The following is an 18763-nucleotide window of genomic DNA, read 5'->3' as shown; positions in this document are numbered from 1 at the left end:
GAGATAATAAGGTGACAAAACGAAACGGAAAACCGACGGTTCTGATAGTAGATGACGAGCAGGTTCATCGATTTATGCTCTCTTCCATGATCAAGGAGTGGGGGTGGCGCTGTGTTGAAGCCGACGATGGAACTACCGCAGTGGCCGCTGTGGAACAAAATAGTTATGAAGCCGTACTTATGGACATCCGGATGGCCAGAATGGATGGCCGGGAGGCATTTTCCCGGATAAAGGCGATGCAGCCAGCCTTACCGGTCATTCTGATGACGGCCTATTCCTCTGTAGATGATGCTGTTGAGATTATTAAAGACGGTGCTCACGATTACCTGACCAAACCTCTCGATTTTGACCGGCTCAGGCTGGCACTTGAAAGGGCAGTGGATCATCGGCAGGTCACAGAAAAAAAACAACAGGTGGCGCAAACCCCCCAAGAAGAGGGATTGCAAACCTCAATTATTGGTGAATCACCGGTCATGCTCGAACTGCTTGATATGATCAGCTATGTTGCGCCGACCGAAGCGACTGTTCTCATTTATGGCGAATCAGGCACAGGTAAAGAGCTGGTTGCAGAAGCCCTGCACACCAACAGTGAGAGAAAAGACGGGCCATTTGTTAAGGTCAACTGTGCGGCACTGGCTGAGAGTTTGCTCGAATCAGAGCTGTTCGGTCATGAAAAGGGAGCCTTCACCGGTGCAGAGAAGCAGAGGGAGGGCAAGTTCGTCCAGGCCGATGGCGGGACCTTGTTTCTTGATGAGATTGGTGAGACATCCCAGGCCATGCAGGTCAAATTACTGCGGGTCCTGCAGGAGCAGGAACTGCAGCGAGTGGGAGGAGAAGAAACCATCCGGGTTGATGTCCGTATCGTGGCGGCGACAAATCGTGATCTTGAGGAGGAGGTGAAGAAAGGAACCTTCAGGGAAGACCTCTATTACAGGTTAAATGTGGTGATGTTGGCCGTACCGGCACTACAAAACAGGCAAGGTGATATTCCCCTGCTCGTCGATTATTTTGTTGAAAAATTTGCCACGAAGAACAGGCGAAACGTTACGGGCATAACAAGCGAATGCATGAAGAAGCTGTCCTCTTATCCATGGCCGGGTAATGTGCGTGAACTGGAAAACGCCATTGAGCGTGGAATTATCCTTATGCGGGGTGAGGAATTGACGGAAAAAAGCCTGCCGCTTTCCATCCAGAAATACCAGGCACAGACGGAAACAACGTCTGTCAGTCAGCCGTCCTCCATCTATGAATCAGAAAAGATATTAATCCTTGGGACGATGAAAGAGACTGGGGGCAATAAGAGTGAGGCCGCCCGCAGGCTAGGTATAACACGGAAAACCCTCCAGAATAAACTCAACAAATATGACCAGGAGAGGGAAAGGTGATTTCCTTCTATATCTTTCTTCCTGATTCCCCCCTGCTGCACTGTACCCTAGCCGGAGATGGAGCAAACGTTTCAACGACCTCTATAAACCGATTCAGGCTTCCGAGGCGCTGCAAACCAGTAGTGCAGGCCCTCCACGGATAAAGTGGTTGAGCTGCAGGCTGAATCAAGTTTTTCTTTACTCTAAAGGCCGGAGCTTTCAGGATAATATAAAATTCTGAATTCCACGACTCCAAATCTTGACAATCTTTTCCGGCTACTTATTGTTCGCACAGGTTATGAAAATAGGCCGCAAACCAACAGGAATGCGGCTTTCCTGATTGATGAACATAATTCGCTGACAGTGGAGGACTGGGTGAGTAAAGAGAAGAAAAACAATGATCTTGAAGACGAGAAAACCACAATCGAGGAGAGTGTGGATTCTGAAGCAACGGTAGAGTCGCCTTCAGAGAGTGTTGCAGAAGAAGTGCAGGAGGAGGCCCAGACTCCTGAAGACGAGCTTGAGGCCGCCCGCAAGGAAGTCGCTGAGCTTCGCGACCAGTTATTGAGAACGGTCGCCGAATCTGAAAACTTCAAGAAACGGATGGAACGGGAACGTATGACCGCCCTGAAATATTCAGGTGAACAGATTTTCAGAGAGATCCTGCCGGCGGTGGACAATCTTGAGCGGGCCATTGGTCAGGGTGTGGTGGAAGGAGCTTCTGCCGAGAAGAACCTGGCCGGACTTTTGGAAGGTGTTCAGCTTACCTTGAAGAGCCTCAATTTGACTTTGGAAAAGTTTGAGGTCAAACCTGTTGAGGCGGTGGGCAAACCCTTTGATCCCAACCATCAGGAAGCACTTACCATGGAACCAAGTGATACCATTCCTGCAAACAGTGTCGTAACTGAGTTTGAGAAGGGATATTACTACAAAGACAGACTCTTGCGGGCTGCCAAGGTTGTTGTTTCCTCGGGTAAGCCAGAATAACTGCTTACAGACGCGAAAATTCAAATTGCGTTACTTGACAAATCATGGAAGATGACCACTTTAGAAGTGGTCAAACGCTATAGGTTTTTTATAAAAAAATAGGATTCTCGGAAACACATTATCCGATTTAGATTGATACAAGGAGAAAGAAGTCATGGGTAAAATTATCGGTATTGATTTGGGAACCACCAACTCATGTGTGGCAATTATGGAAGGCGGTGAACCGAAAGTTATCGCCAATGCTGAGGGCAACAGGACCACTCCGTCGGTCGTTGCGTTCGCGGATAACAGCGAGCGGCTGGTAGGGCAGATCGCTAAGCGTCAGGCGGTGACCAATCCTGAAAAAACCCTCTATGCAATCAAGCGTCTCATCGGTCGTAAGTTTACCGATGCAGAGGTAAAACGTTCCACCGACATCAGTCCTTTCAAAATTGTTGAAGGAACAAACGGCTCCGTATCCGTTGAGGTGGATGGCAAGGTGTATCGTCCTGCCGAGATCTCTGCCATGGTACTGGCCAAGATGAAGCAGACTGCCGAGGAGTATCTTGGTGAGGAAGTGACAGACGCGGTTGTTACGGTTCCCGCCTACTTTAACGATTCCCAGCGACAGGCGACAAAAGACGCCGGTAAGATTGCGGGCCTGAACGTTCAGAGGATTATTAACGAGCCGACTGCTGCATCACTTGCTTATGGTCTCGATAAAAAAGGCGAGGAGAAAATCGCCGTATTCGATCTCGGTGGCGGTACTTTCGATGTTTCCATCCTGGAGATCGGTGATGGCGTATTCGAGGTAAAGTCTACAAATGGAGACACGTTCCTCGGTGGTGAAGATTTCGATATGCGTATCGTGAACTGGCTTGCGGATGAGTTCAAGCGCGAGCAGGGCATTGATCTGCGTGGCGATAAAATGGCCCTCCAGCGTCTGAAAGAAGAGGCGGAAAAGGCCAAGATGGAGCTTTCCACAACTGTTGAGACCGATATCAACCTGCCGTTTATCACTGCAGATGCTACCGGCCCCAAACACTTGAATCTGAAACTGAGCCGTGCTAAGTACGAAAGCCTGGTCGATGATCTGGTCGAGCGTACAGCTGAGCCGTGTCGTGTGGCGTTAAAAGATGCTGGTCTTTCCCCGTCAGATATCGACGAGGTGATTCTGGTTGGTGGTATGACCCGTATGCCGAAGGTGCAGGCGAAGGTGCAGGAGATTTTCGGCAAGGCTCCGAACAAGGGGGTAAACCCGGATGAGGTTGTAGCCGTTGGTGCAGCAATCCAGGGTGGTGTTCTGCAGGGTGATGTTAAAGACGTCCTGCTGCTCGATGTGACCCCGCTTTCTTTAGGTATCGAGACTCTTGGCGGCATTACCACCAAGCTGATCGAGAAAAATACCACTGTTCCGACCAAGAAGAGTCAGGTCTTTTCGACTGCCGCCGACAATCAGCCTGCTGTTTCCATCCATGTTCTGCAGGGTGAGCGCGAGATGGCACAGGATAATAAAACCATCGGCCGTTTTGAACTGACCGATATTCCTTCAGCACCACGAGGCGTGCCCCAGATCGAGGTGACCTTTGATCTTGATGCCAATGGTATTCTTCATGTTTCTGCAAAGGATCTTGGTACAGGGAAAGAACAGTCGATCCGTATTACAGCGTCTTCCGGTCTCACTGAAGAAGAGATCGAGAAAATGACAAAGGACGCAGAGCTGCACGCTGAAGAGGACAAGAAGCGTAAGGAACTGGTTGAGGTGCGTAACCAGGCGGACTCTATCGTACATGCGACCGAGAAAAGCCTTAAGGATCTCGGTGACAAGGTTGATGATGAGACCCGGTCCAATGTTGAGAAAGAGGTTGAAAACGTTAAGGGTGTGATGGACAGTGAAGATGTTGATACCATCAAGAGCGCTATCGACGCACTCACTGCAGCATCCCATAAGCTGGCGGAATTGATGTATGCCCAGGCTTCACAGGAGAATCCTGATGCGGCTGGAGCAGAAAAAGCATCTGGAGCCGATGCTAAGAAAAAGAAAGATGACGATGATGTAGTTGACGCCGATTTCGAGGAAGTGAAGTAGTCTCGATTTCTCAACAGTTTCGTTAGCGAGCAATATGGGAGTAAGGGGATTCGTTTTCCTTACTCCCTTTTTATTTGTTTTTGCTGTATGGTATTCCAGTTACATATCTAACCTGAATTTCTCATATAGAGTGTGCTTTTGATTCTTGTTCAGTATTGCATGGCTCTCGGTATATGAGCTGTTTCAGGTCACATTTTCATGCTTAAAGTCATTTCATAGTGTGCCGTATCTTTAGAAATACTCTGGCAGTAGAAATTGTATACGATGATTACTCATCAGAAGATGAGAAAGCGACATAGCCAGAACTGAAGATGAAGTCGGGATAATTTCTTATTAACCAAAAAATCATTACGAGACAGATGAAAGTATTATCAGGTATTCAACCATCGGGGCAGCTGCATATCGGAAACTACTTCGGCATGATGCAGCCAATGATTACACAAATGAAGAGTTCGGAATTGTATGTCTTTATTGTAGACCTGCATGCCCTGACCTCCGTGCAGGATCGGGAAAAATTATCTACAGGTACCCTTGAGGCCGCTGCAGACTTCCTGGCATTGGGACTGGATCCGGATCGTTGTATTTTCTGGGTACAGTCAGACGTCCCTGAAGTGTGCGAATTAACATGGATTCTGTCAACGCTTGCACCGATGGGTCTGATCGAACGGTGTCACTCCTACAAGGATAAGGTATCCAAGGGTATAATGCCAAGTCATGGGCTGTTTTCTTATCCTGTATTGATGGCTGCCGATATCCTTCTTTTCCAGGCAGACCTTGTACCTGTCGGCAAGGATCAGAAGCAGCATTTAGAAGTAGCACGGGATATTGCCCAGAAATTCAATAACCAATTTGGTGATACATTCACAGTGCCTGAACCGGCGATAAGTGAGACAACAGCCATAGTTCCCGGTCTGGATGGCCAGAAAATGTCAAAGTCTTATGGCAATACCATTCCGATTTTTCTCAGTGGAAAACCTCTGAAGAAACGGGTTATGGCCATCGAGACAGATGCTACGCCGGTGGAAGATCCAAAAGATCCCGATGCATGTAACCTCTACCAGCTGTTGAAGCTATTTGCCACACCCCAGAGAATGTCTGAAATTAACGACCTGTATGTAAACGGTGGTGCGGCTTACGGCTATCTGAAACTTGAACTGCTGGAATTGCTGGAAGACAAATTTGCCGATGCCCGTTTAAAGAAAACTGAATTCCTTTCCGACCCAGCAGAACTCAGGTCAATCCTGGCCAAGGGAGCGGAAAAGGCTCGTGCAAAAGCGACTGTAACACTCGACCTGGTGAGGGAAAGGGTTGGCTTGAAATATTAATGCTTCCTCAGTTAATCCGACCATGGATCGCGTATTGGTTTTTTAAGTATTCTGGAGTATTTCAAAATAAGTTCCTGCAAGATTGTTAGTCTTGCAGGGTTCTCTGAATATTAGGTACAGGTCTTACTCTGCTATGTGGAAACCACTTGAATGTGTTAAGAGAGAACGGTTCTGCTATACCTGGTGAAATGCTCTTTTGTTTACAGTCTTGTTAATAAAGACGAGGTGGAATAAGTAACCCTGCAGTCTATCGAAGAGACTATGAACCGTCCATATATTCAGCTCGAAACAAAATTCAGGCAACTCGCTCAGCTTGAACACGCCCTTACCTTCCTGCAATGGGATCAACAGGTGATGATGCCGCCAAAGGGTAATGATAGCAGGGCGGCTTCTATTGCAGAATTGGTTGCTTTACATCATAAGTTGTTGACGACCAAGGAGACTGCCGATCTCATTATAGAGGCACGTGAAGAGGAGACGACACCTGAGATTTGCCGCTCACTTACAGAGATGGAGCGGACATATCGACAGTCAGCCTGTCTCCCTGAAGATCTGGTGAAGGCTCAATCGCTTGCCGGTTCGCGTTGTGAACATGGTTGGCGGAAGCAGCGCATGGGAAACGATTGGGTGGGGTTTCTCGCAAATTTCGCTGAGGTTGTTAACCTGTCCCGCCAGGAAGCGCAGGCTCGCCAGGATGACGGAGGGGATACATTCGGCACACCGTACGATGCCTTGCTCGATCTTTACTGTACAGGTGACAGCAGCGATTTTATCAACCAGGTTTTTCTTGAGTTGAAAGAGCAGTTGCCTCGTCTTTTGAACCAGGTCCTTGACCATCAGGGGCAAGATGGTGTGAAGCTGCAAGGCGATTTTCCCATTGATGCCCAGCTGGAGCTGAATAAAAAGCTGATGGCATCTCTCGGGTTTGATTTTGAAGGTGGAAGGATCGATGTGTCCATGCATCCGTTTAGCACAGGTGGGCGTGGAGACCAACGAATCACCACCCGCTTTCGGCAGACCGAATTCATGGAAGCACTCCTGGCAACAGCTCATGAAACGGGCCATTCAAGTTATGAAGGAGGTTTGCCCGAGAGGTGGGACGGGCTTCCTGTTGGGCAATCGCGGAATATGTGTATCCACGAAAGCCAGTCTCTCCTGTTTGAAAAACAACTCTTTCTCTCCAAGGCGTTCCTCGGATATTTTACCGGACAGATCCATGCTGTTCTGCCAGCTGCTACATCCTTTACTGCTGAACAGATTTGGGCGGCAAGCAGCAGGGTTAAGCCCAGCCTGATTCGAGTGGAAGCGGATGAAGTGACCTACCCGCTCCATGTTATCCTTCGCTTTGAAATAGAACGAGACTTGATCAACGGCTCTATCGAAGCTGCCGACATACCGGACCTCTGGGATGAAAAAATGAGTAGCTACCTGGGACTTTCAACGGCAGGGAATTATCGTGATGGCTGTCTCCAGGATATTCATTGGACGGATGGGTCATTCGGCTATTTTCCTTCTTACACTCTTGGCGCACTTAACAGCGCCCAGATTTTTGATGCAATCAAAAAAGCCCATCCCGACTGGCAGGAACTTCTTGGCGGTGGAGAGGTCTTGTTTGTACGTGAGTGGCTGCATGAGAAGATATGGCTGCAGGCAAGCACGATGGAATCCCAGGAGTTGATGAAGTCAGCCACGGGACAGGGAACGAATCCGGTTTTTTTCCTGGATCATTTACGTCAGAGATATCTCTCTTTGTAATTGTAAGAGATCTTCAGGGCCGGCCAGGTTTATAAACAGGGCTTTTTTATTACCGAGTTGCAAGATCAGGACTTCTTCCTTAACTCATTTAAGCAGTAAGAAAAAATATCAGAGAGCTATTGTATTGTGTACATCGTCTGTTCGATGGCAGGTGATGTTGATTGATCTGTATGTTGGTGTTCAAATACAGAAGTCCGGGTGGTGCGACTGAACTGTTTATTATTCTTAGTGATTTGAAGTTGAGTGTAGCCATGGGTTTTGATGAAAATGGATTTGTAAACTACCTGCTCTATGATGTTCTGGTTCGTAAAGGCACAGAGGTGTATTATACATACTGGGTGAAACAGTTCCTGCGGGAATATGACGCCGATGGGCTGGGATGGCAGCAGCAACTCGACAGTTTTCTTAAAAAGTTGAGAGTAGCCGGGGATTTCCAGGAGTGGCAGGCCGGGCAGGCTGAGAAGGCTGTCCGGACTTATTTCACCGGATTTAAAAATCAGCCGGAGGGCGAATCCAATCAGGGGGATCCTGGTAAACCGGTTGAAGGGAGGGTGCTGGAGGTTGATACCCTCCTGAGTAGTTTTAGAAAGATGCTGCGGAAGCAGAATTGCGGGGCCAGTACTGAGAAAATGTACCTTGGCTGGATTGAAGAGTATCTACGGTTTCAATTGAAAATTGATCCAGAAAAAGCAACATTTTCGAAAAAGGAACTTGAACAGGGGGTGTCCAGCTATATACGTTTTCTGGAAACCGAGAGGCAGGTTTCATCCTCTGTTCGGAAACAGGCCTTTACAGCTATTTTAATCTTTTTCAGCCTGGTCCTGAACCAGGATATCTCGAAGCTTAAATATCTGCTGGAACAGTAGTTGAGCTGAAGCTCTTTTCACGCCGAAAGAACTTAAAGGGGGTGACTGCTTTGCGGCAGCCACCCCCTTTAAAGCTTATGGTGTATGAGAAGTCCGGGTTAGAAGTCTACCAGCTCAACGTCAAATACCATGTAGGCATTTGGTGGAATCGGACCGCGTCCGGAGGGGCCGTATCCCAGATCCGGCGGGATAATCAGAACCCGCTTTTCGCCTTTTTTCATACCGAGAAATGCCTCATCCCAACCCTTGATGACGCGCCCCTGTCCCACAGGAAAATCAATCGGCGTGCCTCTGTCGTAGGAAGAATCAAATTTGGTACCGTCGAGCAGTTTGCCGGTGTAATGGGCTTTTACCATAACGCCGCTGGACGGTGTGGCATCTCCTTCACCTTCTGTAACGACAACGTATTTAAGACCGGAAGGAGTGGTAACGGCATCAGGCCAGTTGGTATCGATGAGGTTTAACTCTTTTTCCATGGCCTGAAGGGCTTTTTCCTTTTGATGTTTTTCGAAGCCGTCGAGCAATACGTCAAAAGCAGCCTGGTCAGACTTGAAGGCTTCTGCTTTTTTACCGACTCGGATGATTTCAACAGAGTCTATGGTATCTCCCTGTTTGATTTTGTCCACAACATCCTGGCCACTTACAACATGGCCGAAAACGGTGTGTTTGCCATCAAGCCACGGGGTGGGGACGTGAGTGATGAAGAATTGGCTGCCGTTAGTTCCCGGTCCGGCGTTGGCCATGGAGAGAACTCCTGGTTTTTCATGTTTGAGGCTCGGATCAATCTCATCGGGGAAGGTGTAGCCGGGACCGCCTGTACCGCTTCCGAGCGGGCAACCACCCTGAACCATGAAGTCTGGAATGACTCTATGGAAGGTGAGGCCATCGTAATATTTTTCACCCTTGGATTTTGCGCCGCCGCCGAGGTCTTTTGTCCCTTCTGCAAGGCCGACGAAGTTGGTAACCGTCAGGGGCGTTTTTTCAAATTCGAGAGCACAGACGATCTCTCCTTTTGAGGTGTTGAATTTGGCATACAGGCCGTCTTCCAGTTTTGATTTTGCCATCGATGATTCTCCAAAAAAGATGAATGTAAGTAGTGTGAGTACAGTCAGAAGTGACACTCTACGCATGGTTGCTCCATTTGAAAAGTGATAATCTCGCAAAATGTGGGGTTATAACCTGTCCGTGAAAATGTCTCCGGTACAGGAATTACCACCCTGCATGGTGCGAGTACGATAAAAATAAATCGTGGGAAAACAACCTGATCACGAATCTTCTGCAACAATAGTCGGTGGAATTGCTACCTGAAATGGCAAACCATTGCCGGTTGACTATCCTGATCTTTCCGGGTTAATTGACCGCGTACGGTAAGGAATTCATATGATGTCTTTAACCCTAACCAAATACCAATCTGGCCTGCCGGAGAGAAAGTTGTATATCGTTTATCAGTTATTATTGATCCTGTTGTTGTATCCCGCCCTGGTGCTGCTACTCGTTTATGTGCTGATTACGGGTAACCATCGTGAAGGCATTCGTCAACGGTTTTCACTCTATAAGCGTGTCGTTGGGAAGAAGAGCGGGAAAAGGGTTTGGTTTCACGCCGCTTCAGTTGGAGAGGTCCAGGCGGCCTCTCTGCTTATTGACGAGTTACGAAGAGTTGATGATTCGATTGATATAATTCTTACTACCATGACTATTCATGGCCGTATTTTCGCCGAATCGCAGCTGGATGATGTTACATGTCTGCTAGCACCCCTTGATCTGCCCGGCATGGTGGGGCGAGCGGTTCGTTTACTTGACCCTGACGTGTATGTCTGTCTTGAAACAGAGTTATGGCCGCTGCTGTTGCGCAAATTACATAAACAAGAAATCCCTGTTTTGATGGTGAATGGCAGGATGTCACTCAGGTCTGTACAAACGTATCATAAATACTCATGGTTCTTTAAGACAGTGCTGGCCAATTTTTCCAGGTTGTGCCTTATCAGCGAAACGGATCGTGAGCGCTTTCTGGGAGCCGGTGTCGCTGCTGAGAGTATTGAAGTGACTGGAAATATCAAGTTTGACAGGTATCTTCCCGATAATGTCAATGAATTGCAGGATAGGTATCGCAGGTTACTTGCTGTTTCCCGGGAAGAGGAGGTCTTTGTCGCCGGTTCTACTCATGATGACGAGGAAGAGCAGTTGCTGACAGTTTTCAGGGCTCTCAAAAAACGTAATAATATCATTTGGTTGCTTGCTCCGCGGCATCTGCAGCGGGTAAGCTCTATCCTGGAGATGTTTCGGCGAAATGATTGTGGTGTCGATCTGTTCAGTGATTTACAGGGTGGCAAAAAACGACAGTATCCAATTGTTCTGATTGATACCTTTGGCGATTTGTCAAAGATGTACTCTATTGCCACCTACGTGTTTTGTGGTGGCAGCCTGGTTGATAAGCGAGGGCATAATATCCTGGAACCTGCGCTCTGGGGGAAACCTGTGTTTTATGGCCCGTCGATGGATGATTTCAGGGATGGGGTAGAGTTACTTGAAAAGGCTGGCTGTGGATATACGGTGTACAATACAACCGATTTAGTGGAGAAAATAGAGCACTTCAGGGATAATCAAGGTGATTATCATCAGGTATGCCGACAGGCAGAGAAAACAGCAGGGTCTCAGCAGGGGGCAGCTGCGAGGCAGGCTGAAGTGGTTTTATCCTTTCTTTCAGGTGGGCAGGAAGATAATTAGGTCCCTTTAAGGGCCTTATCAACTACACCCTCCTCATTATGGATGGCCAGATGGTTTCGGGCCAATCAGTTCAACCTTGGTGCTGATCCTCGATGATATCCCGGGGCGGCGCGCCGTAATAGTAACAAAGTCTCCGGGTTGCGCGTCGAGCATCGCAATCCTTATATCTTCCATAGAGGATAGTGGCACGTCATTGATAGATATGATTGTATCTCCTTGCTTTAACCCGGCCTCGCCTGCTTTTGATGCGTGAGTTATCTGCTCAATCCGAATGTAGTTGCCTCCTTCCTGCTGGTATGATTCAAGCACAATTCCCATTTTTCCGGCAGTGGGAAGTTCATAGGGGCGTGACAGAAAATAATAGTCGGCCACCTGATCCATGTTGGCGGGGATGGACTCGCCGGAAAGGTTGAGTACTGAGGCTTGGTCGACATTGATTCTGCGTGCGACCCGTGGTGGAATACCGGAGTCTTTTCGGGTGTGCTGGGTACCTGCCAGAACGACCATCATTGTACCGGGATGGTTTTTGAGATAATCGGCAATATTTTTTGCCATCGTTTCATCCCAGAGTGCCTGAGCCTGAATAAAACCGGAACGTGTGCCCATACCATGGTTCCCGGCATCGTGGACCGCATAGACTTGAGACAGCCTTTCGCCGTATCCGGGTAGGTCTAAATCCCTCTCAAGTGGCAGTGCTTTTTGTAATTCTTTGCCGATCTGGTCTGTATTTCCTGTCCTGAAGACGGTGGAGACAATTCTTCTTTCCAGGTTAAGTCCGATCACTGGAATTTTCTTTTGCCGCGCCAGGGTGAAGATCTCCCGAAAGTATCGGTAATCGTAACTCCAGACAGCAAAATAGTCAGACTCTTTCAGAAAGGATTGTTCTGACATGGTGCCGTCGCCAAGTGTGTAGTTGTCCAGGGCCGGTTGACTTGATGTGGGGAACATCTCCATACCAATGGCCAGTTGCGGCACTTTTGCTGAAAGAGCTTCAATAAGCCGGAGCTGGAGTCTGTGGTCGCTGGCCGAAGTATGACTTTCACCAATATATATGACCTTCTTTTTACTGAGTTCTATGATCAGTTGATCAAAACTGTTTGAGGTCGGGACGGCCGCTCCCCGTGGACGTTCCTCAAAATGGAATGTTATTCCCTTGTCACCTGTGGCAATTTTCTTTTCCAGGATCTTGCCATTTTCAAAATAGAGTGAACTGTATTTGCCATAGTGGCCGAGCCGGTAGGCAACCGCTTTGCTTTCATGCAAATCGGTTGTATTCATGAGGACAGCGACACGATTGGGGTTGAGCGGATTGGTACGTACCTCAAGTGAAAACCCCTTTGTATTGGGGTCGTGACCACCAAAGAGGGAGCGATAGCTTTTCTGGTCTGTACCGAGAAACAGCAGGTCATGGTGGGCGAGCTCTTCGTTTGATACTTCGCTATCATGTTTGACAGTCCAGTCTCGGTGAGCAAGGTGGGATAGTATCGGCTCATATGCTGCCCTGGTTTCTGCTGATTCAGTTATGGTAAGTTTTTTTCCCGAGCCGAGAAAGCGAGACCATGAAGGTATTATTTCCGAATCTGAGAGAGTGCGCAACATGGAGTACTCCGGATCTATAGTAAAACTCATAGGGAGTTCGGGCAGTTTGAGCTCGATCCTCGTAGTTTTGTTGACGATATCTCGTTTAAAATAGTAATAACCCGTTCCGGTTGTTACCTGAATCGGTAATTGCAGGCTGTAAGGGGATTCTGTGGCTTGCAGAATAGTAAAGAGGAGCGAGGTGCCATCCACATTGACTTTCAGTTCTGCATCATGGATGAGAAGATCCGGTATATCAAGCCTGGAAAGTCTTTGGTTGAAAAAGGAGCGCAGGTTTCGGTTCGAAACATTTTCAAAAACATTTTCCAGATCATACCAGGATGCACTTTTTCCTTTGAAATCAGTATAGAATGTTTTGATGCCATCAGAAAATATTTCTGAGCCCAACAGTGAGCGAAGCTCGTGAAACAGTAACATGGACCTGGAGTAACCGACGGCACGATTACTTTTATCTCTGTCACCGGCATGGTTGGCGGAAATGAAGTTGGCCAGGGGTATGACGTTTTCCGGGTTTATATAACTAAGATAATTGATGATGTTTTCTTTCCTGTAGTTCTCTCCTTCATTTATATCCTGACGAAAGGCATGGTCTGCGAGGTAGGAAGTCAGTCCCTCGCACCAGTTACCTGCCTGCTGGTCAACACCAACTGCGTTTCCGAACCAGGCATGGACTATTTCATGACCAAGAGAGCTGTCGACGATAAACGGTAATCTCAATACGTTTTGACCAAACAGGCTAAAGGAGCCCATACTGAGTCCTGTCGGTAGTTTATTGGCCGCCACGATATAGTGATTGTATGGAAATGGGCCGATTTCCTTTTCATAGCGAAGGATGAGATCACGGCATTTTTCAAGATAGCTGTCTGCCAGCGTATCATCTTCAGAATAAAAGAGGGTATAGACAGAGAGACCGTCACGGATTTGTTTTTCCTTGATCACATAGGGTGCGGCCACAAAATGGATGGCGTCTCGTGGTGTTGAGAGGGAAGTGTATACCGTGTCGTCTATTCGCTTCAGAGGGAAGGAGTCAGTTTGGCTGATGGCATTGAAATTGATGGGTAAGCGTGCTGCAAGACGATACATTACAGGTTGGTCAGGCTGTGGATACCAGCTTGAAAGAAGGGTGATGCCGTCTCCGGCTATTCGATTGGTATGGTCATTTTGGATATTTTTCGAATAAGAAATATAAATCGTCCTGGCTGAATGATCTGCCGGTATTTCCAGAAAAACGCTGTTAAGTTGGTGCGCTTCTCTGGTTATACCGTTCTCTTGTTCGATGACGATTCCTGTAATGTCGAGCCCCCTGGTGTTGAGCCGCAGTGGTTGGTCAGCTGGCAGGCTGATCTGCGCGGTTCCGGTGAGTAGAGCCTGCTCAAGGTTGAAGGAGACCGCTAGCTGGTAGTCAGGGGGGTCAGGGCGGGCCGTGACAAATTCGGCCTGAATAAGCAGTAAAGAGGTGAGGAATATATAAAGGACGCGGTATATTGGCTTGTGGACAGTTTTCATGGCAAATAGGTTGTTGTCAGATAGTAGCGGTTGCTGTAAAAGTGTTTAACACTGGCAGACTCATCGGGCCCGCCCCAGACCTCTCTATGGAAGAGAAGATTACGTTACAGAGTAATAATGCAAGATCCTTTACGCCAAAAAAATATCGCATTGGGCAACGGCCCTGTGAAGCTGATAGCGATTAACTCACGCTATATTCATTCCTGTCTTGCCCTCTTTTACCTGAGGAATTGCCTGGAGCAAAACGGGGTATGCCGGGATCCTGAAATTTTCCAGGCGACCATCAACGATAATTATTATGAAACACTGCTCAGAATAGGTTCAGGGAAACCCCGCGTTGTTTTCTTTTCCGCTAATATCTGGAATTCGGGCCGGATCGAAAGACTTGTTCGTGATCTGCACCGATCATTAGTCAATTGTGTCTTTATCATCGGTGGTCCCCAGGCTGTTGTTTTAAGAAGCAAATTAGCCGATTCGGTATGTACGGTGGTTATCGGCGAGATAGAAGTTGTACCTGAAGAGTTCTATGAAGACCTTGCAAGGGGGAAACTGAAACCGCTATACAGACCAGCCCCTGGCAGGAAACGGATAAAACAGTTGGCATTCCCTTTTCGTGATGACGATTTCAGGGACCATTTGAAAAACAGGTATATCTATTATGAGACATCAAGGGGATGTCCCCACGGTTGCAGTTATTGTCAGTCTGCCTCTGAGAAAGGATTGTTTCATAAAGACCGGGAACAGGTAGAGCAGGAACTGACCCGGTTATTACATTATAAACCTAAAGTTGTCCGCTTTGTTGACCGTACCTTTAACGACCTGCCGGAGAGGAGCCTCGGAATTTGGCAGTTTCTTGCCGCGCAGAAAAGTGAAACCCTCTTTCATTTTGAGATTGCTCCCGATCGGTTTACCGAGGAGATGTTTACTTTTCTTGAGGGCGTTGAGTCTGGCCGGTTCCAGTTTGAAATTGGTATTCAAACGACACACGATAAAACGTTGCAGGCAATAAACAGGAGCATGGATCTTCACCATGTCCATGACATAATTGCCCGCCTGGTATCCTTGGAAACAATCCACCTGCATGTGGACCTGATACTCGGACTTCCCTATGAGACAGGCGAGACCTTTGCGGACTCTTTTCGTCATGTCTTTGCAATGGGTGCTCACTATGTCCAGATGGGATTACTGAAAATATTACCGAATACACCACTTTCGGAACAGGTTGGTGAGTTCGGATACAAGTATTGTGAAGCGCCCCCTTATTCTGTTTTGGAGAATAAATGGCTTACCCATGCTGAGATGTCGGAGTTGTACTGGTTTTGTGAATGTGTTGAAAAGTTCCACAATAACAGATATTTTGTCAGTCTGTGGGCGTACCTTAGAAAAGTGGATGAAGATATCTACTTGTTTTTTAATGAGTTATTAGGGGTGTGTCGTGGGGAGATGTTTTTTGAGCGGGCTCCCACACAGGCTTTTTTGACTGATTTGTTAATGGTGTATTGTAAAGATCGTGATGACTATGAAACCGTGGCTGATCTTCTCCGTTACGACTGGCTTCGGTGTGGTTTCCGCAAATTACCTCCAAGCCTGGTTGTTGGTGCAGGAGAAGAGGGCTCGGATGAAACCCGGAATATTCTTTATTCCGGGTTGCCGGAAAACCTGAACGGTGTTTTTACCAGCCGGGAAAGGAATAATTTCTTTAAAAAATCCGTTTTTCTTCAATTGAAGGACAATACCTGCAAAATACTTGGTATAGAATGTTGTGGAACAGGGAGGCGAATTGGGGTATTGACGGAACGTGAAGAGTCTCTGTATCGCCATAACAAGGTTGTTGTCCTGCCAGATATAGTCGCGAATATAGGTGTGTGTGAACAGTGAGGTAGCCCTGGCTTGTTAAAGACGGTTTTGGCCCGGCAAGGGGCAGTCAGACAATTTTAAAGAGAATGAGAGAACGGGATGAAGACATATAGTGTAAAGAAGATGAATGCGATTGCTGAAGAGGGATTGTCCCTTTTTACCGATCGGTTCGAGGTCTCCGAAAATGAACAGAACCCTCACGGGATAATTGTTCGAAGTTCACCTGTCGATGTTGATCTTTTTCCCTCCCTGCTTGCTGTTGCGCGGGCCGGGGCCGGAGTGAATAATATTAATGTCGAGAGGGCGACTGAAGAGGGAGTTTGTGTTTTTAATACTCCCGGTGCTAATGCCAATGCGGTTGTCGACCTTGTCTTTCCCATGCTTGGAGTATGGAAGCGTAATATCTACAGGGGAATTACCTTCTGCCAGTCGCTTAAGGATCTGAACCCTGAAGAGGTCAGTGGGGTAGTCGAACAGCGGAAATCCGCCTTCCGTGGTGAGGAAATTGCCGGAAAGAGTCTTGCGGTGGTTGGCCTGGGGCAGATAGGCATGCGGCTGGCGAACGGCGGAATTCACAGGAATATGGTGGTGCTGGGGTATGATCCGTCGCCTGCAGTTGAGAATATTCATAAACTTTTACCAGAGGTGAAAATCTGCAGTTCTTTAAAAGATGCAGTTGGCACTGCTGATGTGGTCAGTCTCCATTTGCCGCTTACGGATCGTACCAGGAATATCGTAAACACTGAATTCATAAAAAAGATCAAACCCGGTGCTGTCCTGGTCAACTATTCACGGGAGCAGATTGTTGATGAAGAAGCGGTGCTGGCGGCACTCGATAATGGGCACCTTGAAGCCTACCTTACTGATTTTCCCACTTCAGCCAATATCGGTAATGAAAAGGTTTTGACCACTCCTCACCTTGGGGCCTCGACTTCTGAATCGGAAGAGAACTGTGCACGGATGGCGGTTAAGGAGTTGTCTGCCTATCTTGAATACGGGAATGTAGTTCATAGTGTCAATTTCCCCAATATCGAGTCCACACCTTCTGACGATATACATACCCGGCTTATTGTAATTAACCGTGATGTTCCGGGGATGATCGCTTTTGTGTCCAATGTGTTTGGCACCTATGGTGTCAATATCGCCGGCTATCGCAATCAGTCGAACGGGAAGGTTGGATATAATATCATCGATGTGGAGACTCCGGTTCCGGCAGAACTCATTTCAGAGGTTGAGGCGAACAACGACGTAATCAGAACAAGAGAGATTGTGTTTAAATAATTTGAACTTTGCAGGTGTTGGGTGTTCCGTGTTTTTGGCTAGGTGATATTGGTTCTTATTTGCCGTAGTATAAAAAACATGACAGATAAGGTTATGTTATTGCATTACTATTTGCTGATTCAGCGGAAACTGTGAGTGTATGTACAAATATTTGTATGAAAAAGGGTCTTGGAATCCTCCTCCTGCTTTCTTTTGTTTAGTGTAACGTGTTGATAATATACGAACATGTATATAAAAGGCCTTTTGGCACGTGAAGTGCAATAAGAATTATGCTTTTATCTCTTCTCTCCTTTCTCCTTGAAAAGCCGATCTTGCCCCCGCATGATCGGCTTTTCATCTTTTATAGTTCCTGAATAACCCCAACTTGTTTCTTTCTTCTGCATGTTGTGTATTTGAACTTGCCCGACACTGTATATGACTTATTGTCTCGGTCATGTTGGAAAATGATCACAATAGACCGGTGTATCTATATCCTTGCCGTGATTACAGCAGTCAGCAGCTCGATCCTGCTATCGACCTGCTGATAAAAGGTATACTTGGAAATTACAATTACCGTGGGTGCACCGTACTGCTGAAACCGAATCTCATCAGTTCACGAGGGCCGGCACTTGCTTGCACCTCAAGAGAATTTATTGCCGGTGTGGCCCGGTGGTTCCTCGAACACGGGTGCCATGTGAAACTGGGTGATTCTCCGGCATTTGGCTCAGTCAGGTCGGTACTTGAGAGGCACGGTATACACGAGACACTTAAACCTCTGGATGTCGAAATCGTTTCCTTCAAAACCGTTATCACCAGAGATCTCGTTTCAGGTGCATCAGTGGAAATCGCAGCTGAGGCAATGGAATGTGATTTTCTGGTGAACCTGCCACGATTGAAGGCACACAATCAGGTGTACCTGACATGTGCGGTAAAAAATTATTTTGGTACAGTGGTTGGAATGAGGAAGGCGATGATGCATATGCGGCATGGCTCTGATCATAGTGAGTTCTCAGATATTCTGGTTCGCATCCCTGACCTGTTTCCGTCGTCTATTACCATTATGGACGCTGTGGAGGTTATGCATCGGAGCGGGCCATTGGATGGTGACCCGTTGCGGTTACAGGTGGTGGGTGCATCGCAATGTCCTATAGCACTTGATACAGCTGTTCTTCGTATGCTTGGACTTGCATCTGATGATAGTCCTTTATGGCGTGCAGCCCGCGATATGAATCATCCTGGCTGTTTTCTTGATAACATTGTATATCCGGCCCGAAACCCGGACGAGGTTGGTGAAGGAAGGTTTATACCTCCTGATACTCTTAATCCGATTCGGTTTAATCCATTGAGGCTTCTGAGTGGATTGATGAGGCGATTATCGCTTGCCTTTCATTCTTAAATATGCTGGAATAGGCGCCGGATTGTGAATCCTCAGTCCTTCCAGCTAATCTAAAG

The 18763-nt window shown here is 47.4% G+C and carries 12 protein-coding genes; 10 read left to right on the top strand and 2 right to left on the bottom strand.

What is annotated here, in order from left to right:
- Nucleotides 1–11 precede the first annotated feature (11 nt).
- The 6 genes from GA520_RS13840 to GA520_RS13815 all read left to right on the top strand — a co-directional run bounded on the left by GA520_RS13840 (nucleotide 12) and on the right by GA520_RS13815 (nucleotide 8365).
- Nucleotides 12–1385 carry a sigma-54 dependent transcriptional regulator gene (locus tag GA520_RS13840; protein WP_163338324.1) on the top strand — a complete coding sequence of 458 codons (1374 nt, stop codon included), beginning with the start codon at nucleotides 12–14 and terminating at the stop codon, nucleotides 1383–1385.
- A gap of 354 nt (nucleotides 1386–1739) precedes the next feature.
- The gene (locus tag GA520_RS13835) at nucleotides 1740–2351 is read left to right on the top strand and encodes a nucleotide exchange factor GrpE (protein ID WP_163338325.1); all 612 of its coding nucleotides are present in this window, start codon (nucleotides 1740–1742) and stop codon (nucleotides 2349–2351) included.
- A 154-nt stretch (nucleotides 2352–2505) separates the two neighbouring features.
- On the top strand, nucleotides 2506–4419 hold the full coding sequence (gene dnaK / locus GA520_RS13830) for a molecular chaperone DnaK (protein WP_163338326.1): 1914 nt from the start codon (nucleotides 2506–2508) through the stop codon (nucleotides 4417–4419).
- Nucleotides 4420–4778: 359 nt separating this feature from the next.
- On the top strand, nucleotides 4779–5744 hold the full coding sequence (gene trpS, locus GA520_RS13825; RefSeq protein WP_163338327.1) for a tryptophan--tRNA ligase: 966 nt from the start codon (nucleotides 4779–4781) through the stop codon (nucleotides 5742–5744).
- A gap of 261 nt (nucleotides 5745–6005) precedes the next feature.
- Nucleotides 6006–7499, top strand: coding sequence for a carboxypeptidase M32 (locus tag GA520_RS13820; RefSeq protein ID WP_163338328.1), 1494 nt, complete (start codon nucleotides 6006–6008; stop codon nucleotides 7497–7499).
- A gap of 170 nt (nucleotides 7500–7669) precedes the next feature.
- Nucleotides 7670–8365: a phage integrase N-terminal SAM-like domain-containing protein gene (locus GA520_RS13815; RefSeq protein WP_240910157.1), complete on the top strand. Its 696-nt coding sequence runs from the start codon at nucleotides 7670–7672 to the stop codon at nucleotides 8363–8365.
- Nucleotides 8366–8463: 98 nt separating this feature from the next.
- Here the strand turns inward: GA520_RS13815 and GA520_RS13810 are convergent, their stop codons facing one another.
- On the bottom strand, nucleotides 8464–9429 hold the full coding sequence (locus GA520_RS13810) for a peptidylprolyl isomerase (protein ID WP_304511336.1): 966 nt from the start codon (nucleotides 9427–9429) through the stop codon (nucleotides 8464–8466).
- Between the two features lie 316 nt (nucleotides 9430–9745).
- Here GA520_RS13810 and GA520_RS13805 point away from each other — a divergent pair, with 316 nt between their 5' ends.
- Nucleotides 9746–11089: a 3-deoxy-D-manno-octulosonic acid transferase gene (locus tag GA520_RS13805; RefSeq protein ID WP_163338331.1), complete on the top strand. Its 1344-nt coding sequence runs from the start codon at nucleotides 9746–9748 to the stop codon at nucleotides 11087–11089.
- A 36-nt stretch (nucleotides 11090–11125) separates the two neighbouring features.
- Here GA520_RS13805 and GA520_RS13800 read toward each other — a convergent pair whose 3' ends face one another.
- Nucleotides 11126–14194 carry a ChaN family lipoprotein gene (locus GA520_RS13800; RefSeq protein WP_163338332.1) on the bottom strand — a complete coding sequence of 1023 codons (3069 nt, stop codon included), beginning with the start codon at nucleotides 14192–14194 and terminating at the stop codon, nucleotides 11126–11128.
- A 117-nt stretch (nucleotides 14195–14311) separates the two neighbouring features.
- Here GA520_RS13800 and GA520_RS13795 point away from each other — a divergent pair, with 117 nt between their 5' ends.
- From GA520_RS13795 to GA520_RS13785, 3 genes are all read left to right on the top strand, one after another.
- Complete coding sequence (locus GA520_RS13795; RefSeq protein WP_163338333.1) at nucleotides 14312–16072, top strand: B12-binding domain-containing radical SAM protein; 1761 nt, start codon at nucleotides 14312–14314, stop codon at nucleotides 16070–16072.
- 78 nt (nucleotides 16073–16150) lie between these two features.
- A complete protein-coding gene (locus tag GA520_RS13790; RefSeq protein ID WP_163338334.1) occupies nucleotides 16151–17332 on the top strand; it encodes a 3-phosphoglycerate dehydrogenase family protein in 1182 nt (393 codons plus the stop codon).
- Nucleotides 17333–17765: 433 nt separating this feature from the next.
- A complete protein-coding gene (locus GA520_RS13785; protein WP_163338335.1) occupies nucleotides 17766–18707 on the top strand; it encodes a DUF362 domain-containing protein in 942 nt (313 codons plus the stop codon).
- Nucleotides 18708–18763 lie beyond the last annotated feature (56 nt).

The sequence above is a fragment of the Desulfopila sp. IMCC35008 genome (assembly GCF_010646885.2).
In the GTDB taxonomy this organism is placed as follows: domain Bacteria; phylum Desulfobacterota; class Desulfobulbia; order Desulfobulbales; family Desulfocapsaceae; genus Desulfopila.
The sequence above is the reverse complement of the archived record's forward strand: the minus strand, read 5'-3'. Positions and strand labels throughout refer to the sequence as shown.